Source organism: Streptomyces sp. VNUA24 (assembly GCF_029167005.1).
GTDB classification, from domain to species: Bacteria; Actinomycetota; Actinomycetes; order Streptomycetales; family Streptomycetaceae; genus Streptomyces; species Streptomyces scabiei.
On sequence record NZ_CP119143.1, the window covers coordinates 4710110 to 4724172 of the forward strand.

At 68.1% G+C, this 14063-nt stretch carries 11 protein-coding genes; 2 read left to right on the forward strand and 9 right to left on the reverse strand.

Annotation, left to right across the window (positions count from 1 at the left end; genetic code table 11):
- Positions 1–136: 136 nt before the first annotated feature.
- From PYR72_RS19890 to PYR72_RS19920, 7 genes are all read right to left on the reverse strand, one after another.
- Positions 137–724, reverse strand: a complete 588-nt coding sequence (locus PYR72_RS19890) for a hypothetical protein (protein WP_275456576.1) — start codon at positions 722–724, stop codon at positions 137–139.
- On the reverse strand, positions 721–1272 hold the full coding sequence (locus PYR72_RS19895) for an RNA polymerase sigma factor (protein ID WP_275456577.1): 552 nt from the start codon (positions 1270–1272) through the stop codon (positions 721–723). Before PYR72_RS19895 ends, PYR72_RS19890 begins: the two co-directional genes overlap by 4 nt.
- Before the next feature lie 282 nt (positions 1273–1554).
- Positions 1555–2748, reverse strand: a complete 1194-nt coding sequence (gene tuf, locus PYR72_RS19900; protein ID WP_013001430.1) for an elongation factor Tu — start codon at positions 2746–2748, stop codon at positions 1555–1557.
- Between the two features lie 182 nt (positions 2749–2930).
- Positions 2931–5057 (reverse strand): elongation factor G, encoded by a 2127-nt coding sequence (fusA, locus tag PYR72_RS19905; RefSeq protein WP_059079068.1) that lies wholly within the window; start codon positions 5055–5057, stop codon positions 2931–2933.
- A 39-nt stretch (positions 5058–5096) separates the two neighbouring features.
- The gene (rpsG, locus tag PYR72_RS19910; RefSeq protein WP_005481264.1) at positions 5097–5567 is read right to left on the reverse strand and encodes a 30S ribosomal protein S7; all 471 of its coding nucleotides are present in this window, start codon (positions 5565–5567) and stop codon (positions 5097–5099) included.
- A gap of 2 nt (positions 5568–5569) precedes the next feature.
- Positions 5570–5941, reverse strand: a complete 372-nt coding sequence (rpsL, locus tag PYR72_RS19915; RefSeq protein WP_003948652.1) for a 30S ribosomal protein S12 — start codon at positions 5939–5941, stop codon at positions 5570–5572.
- A gap of 325 nt (positions 5942–6266) precedes the next feature.
- Entirely contained in the window at positions 6267–6746 is a 480-nt protein-coding gene (locus PYR72_RS19920) for a DUF1707 and DUF4190 domain-containing protein (RefSeq protein ID WP_275460461.1), read from the reverse strand.
- A gap of 220 nt (positions 6747–6966) precedes the next feature.
- Between PYR72_RS19920 and PYR72_RS19925 the strand changes: the two genes are divergently transcribed.
- Together PYR72_RS19925 and PYR72_RS19930 are read left to right on the forward strand one after the other, a co-directional pair.
- Entirely contained in the window at positions 6967–8151 is a 1185-nt protein-coding gene (locus PYR72_RS19925) for a hypothetical protein (protein ID WP_275456578.1), read from the forward strand.
- On the forward strand, positions 8148–9452 hold the full coding sequence (locus PYR72_RS19930) for a serine/threonine-protein kinase (RefSeq protein WP_275456579.1): 1305 nt from the start codon (positions 8148–8150) through the stop codon (positions 9450–9452). Before PYR72_RS19925 ends, PYR72_RS19930 begins: the two co-directional genes overlap by 4 nt.
- Positions 9453–9549: 97 nt before the next feature.
- Here the strand turns inward: PYR72_RS19930 and PYR72_RS19935 are convergent, their stop codons facing one another.
- Entirely contained in the window at positions 9550–9927 is a 378-nt protein-coding gene (locus PYR72_RS19935; RefSeq protein ID WP_275456580.1) for an FHA domain-containing protein, read from the reverse strand.
- 200 nt (positions 9928–10127) lie between these two features.
- Positions 10128–14027, reverse strand: coding sequence for a DNA-directed RNA polymerase subunit beta' (locus PYR72_RS19940; RefSeq protein ID WP_275456581.1), 3900 nt, complete (start codon positions 14025–14027; stop codon positions 10128–10130).
- Between the last annotated feature and the right edge of the window lie 36 nt (positions 14028–14063).

The window sequence follows — 14063 nt, forward strand, 5'->3', positions numbered from 1 at the left end:
ATTTGCTCAGCGCCATGACAAATGGTGGAGGGAGTGAAGCGAGGGGACAACGGGTCGTACGCGCCGAATAGTTTCGAAGTGCCGAAGGCCCGGGGCGGCCCGCACGGTCGATGCCGTGCGGGCGGCTCGGTCTACCTCACTTCAAGGACTCCTCAAGCCACTTCGCCCCCTCGTAGGGCACTTCCCTGCAGGGCTTCGCCTTCCCCTTGACGACGTACATGCTCCCTGCCGGGCTGACCGAGTCCTTGATCGGCTCCGGGTTCTCGAAGACCAGGGTGTCGCCAGGACGCAGGGTGTACGTCCACAGAGCGGTCGGATCCGTGACCTTCTCCGGCCCCGGCGTCTCGCCCCGCGGCTGCGCGCAGACGTAACCGCTCCTGGGCCTGTCGAAACTCGTCAGAACGCCCAGGGCGTGCAGTTGCTCCGCCAGCTCTCCCCGGTACTCCCAGGCCGCAAGATCCTCACCGGTCACGGTGACGGTGCCGTCGTCGTTCCGCTCCACCGCGTACGCCTTCGAGCCACCGCTCGACGACGGCAGCCCCACCACCACCCCCGCCGCCGCGACGCACGCCGCGAGGGCGACCAGCGCCCGCCGGGTCGTGACCGTGCGGCGGACCGCGGGCACGGGCGCGGGCTCCGGCACGTCCTCCGCCCGCAGCGCGATCTCCCGCCGGAGCTCGTCCAGCAGCCGGTCCTCGAAGGTCTTCGTCGTCCTCGTGGTCATGCCTCTCCCCCTGCGTAGCTGAGTCCTGCCGGATGGTCACTGCCCACCGCCGCCGAGCGGAGCGCCCGGCGGGCCCGGTGCAGCCGTACGCGCGCCGTGACCTTGCGTATCCCCAGCGCCGTGGCGGCCTCGGAGACGCTCAACTGATCGACGGCGACCAGTTCGACGACCGCGCGCTCGCCCTCGGGGAGCCCGTCCAGCGCGGCCAGTGCCCGCCGTCCGGCCGCCTCCGCGTCGAGCTTGTCCTCCAGCCGGCCGATGTCGTCGGCCTCCAGCAGCCGACGGCCGGCGATCCGGCCGCCGAGCACGCTCTGCCGCGCGCTGCGCCGCGCCTCCGCCGCGACCACGTTGCGCGCGATGCCGTAGAGCCAGGCCGTCTCGCTGCCGAGGTCGGGGCGGTACGCGCGGGCGGAGTCGATCACCGCGAGGAAGGTCTCGGCGGTGAGATCGGCGACGGTGTGCGGATCGGTGACCCGGCGGGCCATGAAGCGGGTGACGGCGTCGACATGACGGCGGTAGAAGACCTCGAAGGCCGCCGGATCGTACATGTCGCCTCCCGGCGGACCGCCGGGGCCTCTGCTGTCCGGTGCCAAGGTACGTACCTCCCGTGGTCGGTCGTGCTGTCACCTGTACTTGGACGGGGGAGGGAAAGGCGTTACAGGAAAGGCGTGACAGAGAGGGACCGAGGGCCCCCACCGGCCGGCGCGCGTCGGGGAAACAGTCGGGGAAACAGAAGAGGCCCGTACGACCGAAGTCGTACGGGCCTCCCCGGAGAACTACCGAGCCCTCGGACCCAACCGGGTCCTCGGACCTACCGGGTCAGTTCAAGGTCACTTCGTGATCTTGATGACCTGGCCGGCGCCCACGGTCCGGCCACCCTCACGGATGGCGAACTTCAGGCCCTCTTCCATGGCGATGGGCTGAATGAGCTCAACCTTCATCTCCGTGTTGTCGCCGGGCATGACCATCTCGGTGCCCTCGGGGAGGGTCACGACGCCGGTCACGTCCGTCGTACGGAAGTAGAACTGCGGGCGGTAGTTGTTGAAGAACGGCGTGTGGCGGCCACCCTCGTCCTTGGACAGGATGTAGGCCTGGGCCTCGAACTCGGTGTGCGGCGTGACCGAACCGGGCTTGATGATGACCTGGCCGCGCTCGACGTCCTCGCGCTTGATGCCACGGAGGAGCAGACCGACGTTCTCACCGGCCTGGCCCTCGTCGAGCAGCTTGCGGAACATCTCGATGCCGGTGACCGTGGTGGTGGTCTTCTCCTGCTTGATACCGACGATGTCGACGGTCTCGTTGACCTTGAGGACACCACGCTCGATACGGCCGGTGACGACGGTGCCACGACCGGTGATCGTGAAGACGTCCTCGATCGGCATCAGGAACGGCTTGTCGACGTCACGCTCGGGCTGCGGGATGTTCTCGTCGACGGCCTTCATCAGCTCGAGGACGGAGTTGCCCCACTCCTTGTCGCCCTCGAGCGCCTTGAGCGCCGAGACCTTGACGACCGGCAGGTCGTCGCCCGGGAACTCGTACTCGGAGAGCAGCTCACGGACCTCGAGCTCGACGAGCTCCAGGATCTCCTCGTCGTCCACCATGTCGGCCTTGTTCAGGGCGACGACGATGTACGGAACGCCGACCTGGCGGGCCAGGAGCACGTGCTCCTTGGTCTGCGGCATCGGGCCGTCGGTGGCGGCGACGACGAGGATGGCGCCGTCCATCTGCGCCGCACCCGTGATCATGTTCTTGATGTAGTCCGCGTGACCGGGGCAGTCGACGTGGGCGTAGTGACGGGTCTCCGTCTGGTACTCGACGTGCGCGATGGAGATGGTGATACCGCGCTGGCGCTCCTCGGGAGCCTTGTCGATCTGGTCGAACGCCGAGGCCTCGTTCAGGTCCGGGAACGCGTCGTGCAGCACCTTGGTAATGGCGGCCGTGAGGGTCGTCTTACCGTGGTCGATGTGACCGATGGTGCCGATGTTGACGTGCGGCTTAGTCCGCTCGAACTTCGCCTTCGCCACTGGGGTCCTCCTGTGGAGTGGTTCTGAACGCCTTGCTTCATCGGCGCCAGGTGATCTTTGCTGGAAAGTCCGGGTCCCGGGGCAAACAACCGTGTTTGCGGCTGTTTGCCCCACGAGGCTCCGGAGTCAAGCCTAAAGCGTGTCTACGCGGTGCGTGGAACGCGGTGGTTCAACGCAGTGCGTTACTCGCCCTTGGCCTTCGCGATGATCTCCTCGGCGACGTTCCGCGGAACCTCGGCGTAGGAGTCGAACTGCATCGAGTAGCTTGCGCGACCCGAGGTCTTGCTGCGGAGGTCTCCGACGTAGCCGAACATCTCCGAGAGGGGCACGAGGCCCTTCACGACGCGGGCACCGGCCCGCTCCTCCATGGCCTGGATCTGACCACGGCGGGAGTTGATGTCGCCGATGACCTCACCCATGTAGTCCTCGGGCGTGGTGACCTCGACGGCCATCATCGGCTCGAGCAGCACGGGGGACGCCTTGCGCGCGGCCTCCTTGAAGGCCTGCGAACCGGCGATCTTGAAGGCGAGCTCGGAGGAGTCGACCTCGTGGTAGCCACCGTCGATGAGCGTGACGCGGACGCCCGTCATCTCGTAGCCCGCGAGGATGCCGAACTGCATGGCCTCCTGCGCACCGGCGTCCACCGAAGGGATGTACTCCTTCGGGATACGGCCACCGGTGACCTTGTTCACGAACTCGTACGAGGCGTCGCCGCCCTCGATCGGCTCGATCGCGATCTGCACCTTGGCGAACTGGCCGGTACCACCAGTCTGCTTCTTGTGCGTGTAGTCGACGCGCTCGACGGCCTTGCGGATCGTCTCGCGGTAGGCGACCTGCGGCTTGCCGACGTTGGCCTCGACCTTGAACTCACGGCGCATACGGTCGACCAGCACCTCGAGGTGCAGCTCGCCCATACCACCGATGATGGTCTGGCCGGTCTCCTCGTCCGAGTGAACCTGGAAGGAGGGGTCCTCCTCCGCGAGACGCTGGATGGCGACACCCAGCTTCTCCTGGTCACCCTTGGACTTGGGCTCGATGGCGACCTGGATGACCGGCGCCGGGAAGTCCATGGACTCCAGGATCACCGGCTGCTTGTCGTCGCACAGCGTCTCACCGGTCGTGGTCTGCTTCAGACCCATGACGGCGATGATGTCGCCGGCGCCCACCGACTCGATCTCCTCACGCTTGTTCGCGTGCATACGGTAGATCTTGCCGATGCGCTCCTTCTTGCCCTTGACGGAGTTCAGCACGGCGGTGCCGGACTCCAGGCGGCCCGAGTAGACCCGGACGAAGGTGAGCTTGCCGAGGTGCGGGTCGCTCATGATCTTGAACGCCAGCGCGGACAGCGGCTCGTCGTCGGACGGCTTGCGCTTGACGACCTCCTCCGGGTCGTTCACGGCGTGGCCCTCGATGGCCTCGACGTCGAGCGGGGTGGGGAGGTAGCGCACGACCGCGTCGAGCAGGGGCTGGACGCCCTTGTTCTTGAACGCGGTGCCACAGAACACCGGGGTGACGGTGACGCCGTCGGACTTGCCGGACGCGATGGTGATGCGACGGATCGCGGCGTACAGCTGCTCCTCGGTGGGCTCCTGGCCCTCCAGGAACAGCTCCATGATCTCGTCGTCGTTCTCCGCGACGGCCTCGACCAGCTTGCCGCGGTACTCCTCGGCAGCCTCGGTGTGCGTGGCCGGGATGTCGACGACGTCGTACATCTCGCCCTTGGCGGCCTCGGCGGACCACACGAGCGCCTTCATGCGGACCAGGTCCACGACGCCCTTGAAGTCGGCCTCGGCGCCGATCGGCAGCTGCATGACGAGCGGGACGGCGCCCAGGCGGCTGGAGATCATGTCCACACAGCGGTGGAACTCCGCGCCCGTACGGTCCAGCTTGTTCACGAAGCAGATGCGCGGCACGCCGTAGCGGTCGGCCTGACGCCACACGGTCTCGGACTGCGGCTCGACACCGGCGACACCGTCGAACACCGTGACGGCACCGTCGAGCACGCGGAGCGAACGCTCCACCTCGACCGTGAAGTCGACGTGACCCGGGGTGTCGATGATGTTGATCGTGTAGTCGTTGTCCTCGAGCGGCCAGTGACAGGTGGTGGCAGCAGAGGTGATCGTGATGCCACGCTCCTGCTCCTGCTCCATCCAGTCCATGGTGGCAGCGCCGTCGTGGACCTCACCGATCTTGTAGCTGACGCCGGTGTAGAAGAGGATCCGCTCGGTGGTGGTCGTCTTGCCCGCGTCGATGTGGGCCATGATCCCGATGTTGCGGACCCTGGCCAGGTCAAGTGAAGTGGTAGCCATAAGGCTTCGGTCTTCTCTCGGTCTCGATGGGGGGAGCGACTACCAGCGGTAGTGCGCGAAGGCCTTGTTGGACTCGGCCATCTTGTGGGTGTCCTCGCGCTTCTTCACAGCGGCACCGAGGCCGTTGGACGCGTCGAGAAGCTCGTTGAGCAGACGCTCGGTCATGGTCTTCTCGCGACGGGCGCGGGAGTAACCGACCAGCCAGCGCAGCGCGAGCGTGTTGGCACGACCGGGCTTGACCTCGATCGGAACCTGGTACGTCGCACCACCGACACGGCGGGACTTGACCTCGAGGGTCGGCTTGATGTTCTCCAGGGCGCGCTTCAGCGTGATGACCGGGTCGTTGCTGGTCTTCTCGCGCAGGCCCTCCATGGCGCCGTACACGATGCGCTCGGCGGTGGAGCGCTTGCCGTTCAGCAGCACCTTGTTGATCAGCGACGTGACAAGAGGAGAACCGTAGACCGGGTCGATGATGACCGGGCGCTTCGGGGCGGGGCCCTTACGAGGCATTCTTACTTCTCCTTCTTGGCGCCGTAGCGGCTGCGGGCCTGCTTGCGGTTCTTGACACCCTGGGTGTCGAGCGAACCGCGGATGATCTTGTAGCGAACACCGGGCAGGTCCTTCACACGGCCGCCGCGCACGAGCACGATGGAGTGCTCCTGCAGGTTGTGTCCCTCACCCGGAATGTAAGCGGTGACCTCGATCCCGCTGGTCAGACGCACACGCGCGACCTTACGCAGGGCCGAGTTCGGCTTCTTCGGGGTGGTCGTGAACACACGCGTGCAGACGCCGCGACGCTGGGGCGAACCCTCGAGTGCGGGCGTCTTGTTCTTCTCGACCTTGTCCTGCCGGCCCTTACGGACCAGCTGCTGGATCGTAGGCACTACTTCTCCGGTTTCTGTGTGCCGAATGGTGAAGCTAACCTGGAACATTCGCCGACCCACGCGGTCGGGTGTGTCGAAACTGCAGACTCCCGCCGCAAGGCAGAAAGGGCGCAGAGTACGGCGGCCGCTTACGGCTCCCCCTGTGCGGTTGAAGGCACGCACGAGAGCCAGGGCACACCCCAGGCACAAGGTCTGAGCGTACCTACCTCATTCGCTACGGTCAAAACAAATGGGCGGGCGGTGGTTTGAGCAGGGGGCGCCCGCACGGCGGAACCGGCGGCCGGCACGGTCCCGCGCCCCCCGAACTCCTGGACGCGGCACCGGATCAGGGGGTCGCGGACGTCTCCAGAATGGCGATGAGGAGGAGGAAGAAGGCCCAGCCGGCCACGGAGAGCCAGCCGAGGATGATCCCGGCCAGCGCGAAGCCGTCGCCCCCCTCGCCCGTACGCCTGATCTCGGCGCGGGCGGTGTGGCCGAGAATGACCGCGGGAATGCCGGTGAGCCCCATCGTCATGGTGGTGAGCACCCCGCACACCATGGAGCCCACGGCCTTGCCGTTGGTCGCCGGCAGCGGCAGGGGCGCCGGCATGAACGTCCTGGGCACCGGGGCGCCCATCGCGGTCGGCTGCATCCCCGAGGGGCCCTGGGGCAGATCGGCGACCAGCAGGGACAGCTCCCCCACGGTGCGCGCCTTGTAGGCCCGCTCCACGCGCCGCTCGTACTCGTCCTGCGGCAGGCGGCCCTCGCTGAACCCCGCCTTCAGGACATCCACGGCACGCTCACGGTCGGCGTGTGCGGCGAGCATCGAAGGGCTGCTGCCCTGCGGCTGCTGCCAAGGAATCGGCTGCCACGACGGGTTCGACACGAGAAACACTCCCCCGGACTGGTTGTTCCTCCATGATGCTGCAACGCGCAAGCCACAGCACCGGTTCCCTTGCCCCTGTTGTGTCACGGTTCGACGATCTTCCGTCGCGGTTCCGTGACCCGGCCCCGTCCGCGGAACGGGACTTCTAGGCTGAGCCGTCATGGACACCGGCAACGGCAGCGGCGGGCACACCGGAACCAGACTCTCGCTCGACGCGATGACCGCGGACTTCGTCGTCGACGTCGCGAACGTGGTGCGGGAACAGGGCCTGATCAACGAACGCCCCGCCGACCTGTCCCGGCTCACCCGGCTCGCCGACGCACTGGCCGTCTTCGCCCGCGACGACTCCGTCCGGATCTACGGCGTGTGCGACCGGTCCCTGCTCCACGACACCCACCTGACCGCGGCGGAACGCGCACTGCTGGCCCGGTGGGCCGCCGAAGGGCTCCTGGAGGTACGGCCGGTGGCGGATCCGCGGCTGCTGGAACTGGTCGAGGCCCTGGACATGCCCGCGGTCACCTGCGACAACTTCGCCGACCGGATTCCCGACCACCCTTGGATCGCCGGGAACACCGACAGTTTCCTGCGCCCCGTACCGGACACGTCGGGCCTGGGCATCGCGGTGCTCCCGCGTGTGATGCCCACACCTCAGGAGTGGCAGATCTCCCGCAAGCGGGAGGAGTCCGACCTGCTTGCCTACGGGCTCTACGACCGCCGGGGCCCCGGTGTGCGCCGGGATCTGCTCGCCACGGTCTGGCGGTGCCCCGAAGCCGGCTGTCCCCTGTTCGGCACCGGCCGGACCACCGACCAGCCCCTGCCGCGCCGACGACAGGGCAGGGTCTGGTGCCCCACCCACGAACTCGAACTCGACCCGGTGGGAACCACGCGGGACCGGGTCCAGCTGAAGGTGCGGGTCGACGAGACCGTACGCACGCGGTTCGTGGTGCCGCTCGGCGCGGAGGTCGCCGTCGGCCGGGCGCCCGCACGGCAGGACGGAGTCGCCCTGGCACCCTGGCTCGGCTTCGCCGCCCGTACCTGGATGAGCCGCGGCCACATCACGGTCGCGTTCACGGACGGCCGCGTCCGGGTCCGGGACACCAGTTCCAACGGCACCGTGATCAGCCGGACGGGCGACGACGACGTACGACTGCGCCGGGACGGCACCTGGATCCTGCGTCCCGGGCAGTTGGTACGCCTGCACGAGACGGTCGCCCTGGAACTGAGCGGCCGGCAGTACGTCTTCGACAGCACGCCCGCCGAGCCGCCCCGTCCGCTGACTCCCGCCGACACGGGCCCGACGATGCTGCGGGCGCGTCCCCCGCGTGGCCGTGGGGGACGCGGATGAGCGGCGCACACGCGTCGGCGGAGGGCGCCCTCCTGTCGGACCGCTACCGGCTGGAGCGACTCCTCGGCGCGGGCGGCCAGGGCCAGGTCTACGCCGGCGTCGACGAGCAACTGGGACGGCGCGTGGCGGTCAAGGTGCTCCTGCCGCTCGCCGAACTCTCCGGCGACCTGCGGCAGGAAGCACTGGCCCGCTTCGACCGGGAGGTCCGCGCGCTGGCCAGGCTGGCGCACGACCACATCGTCACGATCTTCGACCGGGGAACCCACCAGGGCACCCCCTTCTCCGTGATGGAGTTCCTGGACGGCCCGAGCCTGGCGCAGAAGCTGCGGGAGAGCGGCCCCTTGCCGGTGGCGCAGGCCGTGGACGTCTGTGCCCGGTCCGCCGGGGCACTGTCGGCGGCGCACCGCCTGCGGATCTGGCACCGGGACGTCAAGCCCGCCAACATCCTGCTGACGGGAACGGGCCGTCCCAAGCTCTGCGACTTCGGTCTGGTCTCGGCACTCACCCCGGCCGCCCCGCTGCTGACGCGCAGGGGTACGACCCCTGGCTGCACACCCGGCTACGCCTCACCGGAGCAGGCACGCGGCGCCACGGCGGCAGGCCCGTCGGACGTGTTCTCGCTGGGCGTGACCCTGTACGCCCTCCTGGCCGGAGGCACGCCCTTCGGGGACGCGAACGGGGACGTGGCACTGCTCAAGGTGCTGAACGAGGAGCCGCCCCCGCTCCCCGTACCGGCCGACCTGGCCGCGCTGATCACGGCCATGCTCGACAAGGACCCCAAGGCCCGCCCCACCGCCTTCAGCTCGGCGGTCCGGCTCCGGACGATCCTGGACCGGCTGGAGGCGGCCGGCCGACCGCGGCTCGCCTACACGCCCACGCAGCGGGGAGGCGGGCCGAAGGAGACGGTCGAGCAGCCCGTGGTCCACGACCCGGCGCCGTCGGCCGGCGCCGCGGTCGATCTGGCGGCGGAACGCGAGATCGAGACAGGTGTCGCGCCCCCACCACCGGACGACGATCTGTGGCAGGCCCTGGAGGACGCCGAACACCACCTGACCACCGGCCGGTTCCACGCCGCGGACGCCGCGTTCGCCGATATCGCGGAGCGTCTGCACACCGCGGACCGTTACACCGATCCCGCCCTGATGGCCGCCCAATTGGGCCGCGTCCGGTCCCTCGACGGTCTGGGCCGGCACGAGGACGCCGAGGCCACACTGCACCGCCTGCGCGACCAGGTCGCCCGCGACCTGCCGCCGCACCACCGACTGCGCCGCGTGATCGAGCGGCTGCGCCTGCCCGGTTGACCGGCCAAGTCCGAACCGGCTCCTCGACGCCTCCCCCGCTCCCGGCTGACGCCGAAGCCGCCGGCCAGCGGCTCGGGCAGGGCGTACCCGTCGGGTCTCATGCGTCGTCCCCCTCCACGGCACGGACGAGAACCCACAGGTCGGCCGCGAGCCTGAGCCGGTCTCCGACGGCCAGGGGCACCCACTCCCCCGACACGATCCTGCGTTCCTCGACGTAGGTGCCGTTCAACGAGCCCTCGTCGCGGATCCAGGCACGGCCGTCCGGGTCGACCCGTACGGAGGCGTGCCGACGCGAGAGGTTGCCGTACGGTTCGACCAGCCGGGCCGCGACCGCGTCGGCCTCTCTGCCCAGCACGAGCGGCCGGCCGGGGGAGACCGTCAACACCCCGGTGGGGAAAGCGAGTTCGACTCCGGTGGAGGCGTCGAGGGAGTACGGCGCGAAGCACGCCCGGCACACCAGTTGATCGGACCGCACGGCCACGACTCCGCACGGGCATCGGCGCATACGCCCCCCACGCCTTCGTCCTTCGCCCTCCGCGGAGGGCGTCGCAACGGAACGCCGTTGCCGCCAAGGCAGTCCCACATTCTAGGGGATCAGCGGCACACGGCCCCGCGCACGCCGAAGGGCGGCCACCCCCACAGGGTGACCGCCCTTCGGTGCTTCAGACGTACGCCTTACTGGTTGTACGGACCGTAGTCGTAGTCCTCCAGCGGAACGGCCTGGCCGGAGCCCGTGCCGAACGGCGAGTAGTCGATGTCGTCGTAGCCGACGGCCGAGTACATCGCGGCCTTGGCCTCCTCGGTCGGCTCGACCCGGATGTTGCGGTAGCGGGACAGACCCGTACCGGCCGGGATGAGCTTACCGATGATGACGTTCTCCTTGAGGCCGATGAGGCTGTCGGACTTGGCGTTGATCGCCGCGTCCGTCAGGACTCGGGTCGTCTCCTGGAAGGAGGCGGCCGACAGCCAGGATTCCGTCGCCAGCGAGGCCTTGGTGATACCCATCAGCTGCGGACGACCGGAGGCCGGGTGACCGCCCTCCTGGACCACACGACGGTTCTCGGTCTCGAACTTCGAGCGCTCGACCAGCTCACCGGGCAGCAGCTCGGCGTCGCCGGACTCGATGATCGTCACGCGGCGCAGCATCTGCCGGATGATGATCTCGATGTGCTTGTCGTGGATCGACACACCCTGCGAGTTGTAGACCTTCTGGACCTCGCCGACCAGGTGGACCTGGACGGCACGCTGACCCAGGATGCGCAGCACGTCGTGCGGGTTGGTGGCACCCACGGTGAGCTTCTGGCCCACCTCGACGTGCTCGCCCTCGCTCACCAGCAGACGGGCGCGCTTCGAGATCGGGAACGCCGTCTCGTCGCTGCCGTCGTCCGGCGTGATGACGATCTTCTTGGTCTTCTCCGTCTCCTCGATGCGGACGCGACCGGCCGCCTCGGAGATCGGCGCGACACCCTTGGGCGTACGGGCCTCGAAGAGCTCGACGACACGCGGCAGACCCTGCGTGATGTCGTCACCGGCCACACCACCGGTGTGGAAGGTACGCATCGTCAGCTGGGTACCGGGCTCACCGATGGACTGGGCGGCGATGATGCCGACCGCCTCACCGATGTCGACCAGCTTGCCGGTGGCCAGGGAGCGGCCGTAGCACATGGCACACGTGCCGACCTTGGACTCACAGGTCAGGATCGAACGGGTCTTGACCTCCTCGACACCGTGGTGCACGAGCTGGTCGATGAGCACGTCGCCCAGGTCCACGTTGGCCGGCGCGATCACCTTGCCGTCGATGACGACGTCCTCGGCGAGCATGCGGGCGTAGACGCTGGTCTCGACGTCCTCGGCCTTGCGCAGGATGCCGGCCTCGTCCTTCGAGGCGATCCGCAGCTTCAGACCGCGCTCGGTGCCGCAGTCCTCCTCGCGGATGATGACGTCCTGCGAGACGTCCACCAGACGACGGGTCAGGTAACCCGAGTCGGCGGTACGCAGGGCGGTGTCCGCCAGACCCTTACGGGCACCGTGCGTGGAGATGAAGTACTCAAGGACGGAGAGGCCTTCACGGAAGCTCGCCTTGATGGGACGCGGGATCGTCTCGTTCTTGGCGTTCGACACCAGACCACGCATACCGGCGATCTGACGCATCTGCATCATGTTTCCGCGGGCACCCGAGTCGACCATCATGAAGATGGGGTTCGTCTTCGGGAAGTTCGCGTTCATCGCCTCGGCGACCTCGTTGGTCGCCTTGGTCCAGATCGCGATGAGCTCCTGCGTGCGCTCTTCCTTGGTGATCAGACCGCGCTCGTACTGCTTCTGGACCTTCTCGTCCTGCGCCTCGTACCCGCGGACGATCTCCTTCTTCGCCTCGGGGACGACGACGTCGGAGATGGCCACGGTGACACCGGAACGGGTCGCCCAGAAGAAGCCGGCCGCCTTCAGGTTGTCGAGCGTCGCCGCCACGATGACCTTGGGGTAGCGCTCGGCCAGGTCGTTGACGATCTCGGAGAGCTGCTTCTTGCCCACCGAGTAGTCGACGAACGGGTAGTCCTCGGGCAGCAGCTCGTTGAAGAGGGCACGGCCGAGCGTGGTCTTCAGACGGAAGCTGTCACCCTGCTGCCACTCCGGCTCGCCCTCCTCGCGCTCCGGCGGGGTCCAGCCGCGCGGCGGGATGGTGCCCACCGGGAAGCGGATGTCCACCGCGGACTGCAGCGCCAGCTCGCCGGCGTCGAACGCCATGATCGCCTCGGCCGTGGAGGCGAACGAACGCCCCTCGCCCTTGGTGTCACGCAGTTCGCCGTCGGTGGTGAGGAAGAACAGACCGAGGACCATGTCCTGGGTCGGCATCGTCACCGGACGGCCGTCGGCGGGCTTGAGGATGTTGTTCGAGGACAGCATCAGGATGCGGGCCTCGGCCTGCGCCTCCGCGGAGAGCGGCAGGTGCACGGCCATCTGGTCACCGTCGAAGTCCGCGTTGAACGCGGTGCAGACGAGCGGGTGGATCTGGATGGCCTTGCCCTCGACCAGCTGCGGCTCGAAGGCCTGGATGCCGAGACGGTGCAGGGTGGGCGCACGGTTCAGCAGCACCGGGTGCTCGGCGATGACCTCTTCGAGGACGTCGTACACGACGGTGCGGCCGCGCTCCACCATGCGCTTGGCGCTCTTGATGTTCTGCGCGTGGTTGAGGTCCACGAGCCGCTTCATCACGAACGGCTTGAAGAGCTCCAGCGCCATCGCCTTCGGCAGACCGCACTGGTGCAGCTTCAGCTGCGGGCCGACGACGATCACGGAACGCGCGGAGTAGTCCACACGCTTGCCGAGCAGGTTCTGACGGAAACGGCCCTGCTTGCCCTTCAGCATGTCGCTGAGGGACTTCAGGGGGCGGTTGCCGGGACCGGTGACCGGGCGACCACGACGACCGTTGTCGAAGAGGGCGTCCACGGCCTCCTGGAGCATGCGCTTCTCGTTGTTCACGATGATCTCGGGCGCGCCGAGGTCGAGAAGCCGCTTCAGTCGGTTGTTCCGGTTGATCACACGGCGGTACAGGTCGTTCAGGTCGGAGGTCGCGAAGCGGCCACCGTCCAGCTGCACCATCGGGCGGAGGTCCGGCGGGATGACCGGCACGCAGTCGAGCACCATGCCCTTGGGGCTGTTGCTGGTCTGCAGGAACGCGGAGACGACCTTGAGGCGCTTGAGCGCACGGGTCTTCTTCTGGCCCTTGCCGGTACGGATGATCTCGCGGAGGCGCTCGGCCTCCTCGTCGAGGTCGAAGGACTCCAGGCGCTTCTGCAGCGCCGCGGCACCCATCGAGCCGTCGAAGTACGTGCCGAAGCGGTCACGCAGCTCGCGGTAGAGGAGCTCGTCGCCCTCCAGGTCCTGGACCTTGAGGTTCTTGAACCGGGTCCACACCTCGTCGAGACGGTCGATCTCGCGCTGCGTACGGTCGCGCAGCTGCTTCATCTCACGCTCGGCGCCCTCGCGCACCTTGCGGCGCACGTCGGCCTTGGCGCCCTCGGCCTCCAGCTCGGCCAGGTCGGTCTCGAGCTTCTTGGCGCGGGCCTCCAGGTCGGCGTCCCGGCGGTTCTCGACCTGCTGGCGCTCGACGGAGACGTGGGCCTCCAGCGAGGGCAGGTCGCGGGTGCGGCGCTCCTCGTCGACGTACGTGATCATGTACGCCGCGAAGTAGATGACCTTCTCCAGGTCCTTCGGGGCGAGGTCGAGCAGGTAGCCCAGCCGCGACGGGACGCCCTTGAAGTACCAGATGTGGGTGACGGGAGCGGCCAGCTCGATGTGGCCCATCCGCTCACGGCGCACCTTGGCGCGAGTGACCTCGACACCACAGCGCTCACAGATGATGCCCTTGAAGCGGACACGCTTGTACTTGCCGCAGTAGCACTCCCAGTCCCGGGTCGGACCGAAGATCTTCTCGCAGAAGAGTCCGTCCTTTTCGGGCTTGAGCGTGCGGTAGTTGATCGTCTCGGGCTTCTTGACCTCGCCGTGGCTCCACTGACGGATGTCGTCAGCGGTGGCCAGACCGATCCGGAGCTCGTCGAAGAAGTTGACGTCGAGCACTATGCGTCAATCCCTCTCAGGGTTGTAAGTCATGGG

What these genes read in the sequence shown, in the direction of transcription:
- PYR72_RS19890 (WP_275456576.1), bottom strand. Translation starts at nt 724, where the DNA reads ATGACCACGAGGACGACGAAGACCTTCGAGGACCGGCTGCTGGACGAG.
- PYR72_RS19895 (WP_275456577.1), bottom strand. Translation starts at nt 1,272, where the DNA reads ATGTACGATCCGGCGGCCTTCGAGGTCTTCTACCGCCGTCATGTCGAC.
- fusA (WP_059079068.1), bottom strand. Translation starts at nt 5,057, where the DNA reads ATGGCTACCACTTCACTTGACCTGGCCAGGGTCCGCAACATCGGGATC.
- rpsG (WP_005481264.1), bottom strand. Translation starts at nt 5,567, where the DNA reads ATGCCTCGTAAGGGCCCCGCCCCGAAGCGCCCGGTCATCATCGACCCG.
- PYR72_RS19920 (WP_275460461.1), bottom strand. Translation starts at nt 6,746, where the DNA reads ATGCTCGCCGCACACGCCGACCGTGAGCGTGCCGTGGATGTCCTGAAG.
- PYR72_RS19925 (WP_275456578.1), top strand. Translation starts at nt 6,967, where the DNA reads ATGGACACCGGCAACGGCAGCGGCGGGCACACCGGAACCAGACTCTCG.
- PYR72_RS19930 (WP_275456579.1), top strand. Translation starts at nt 8,148, where the DNA reads ATGAGCGGCGCACACGCGTCGGCGGAGGGCGCCCTCCTGTCGGACCGC.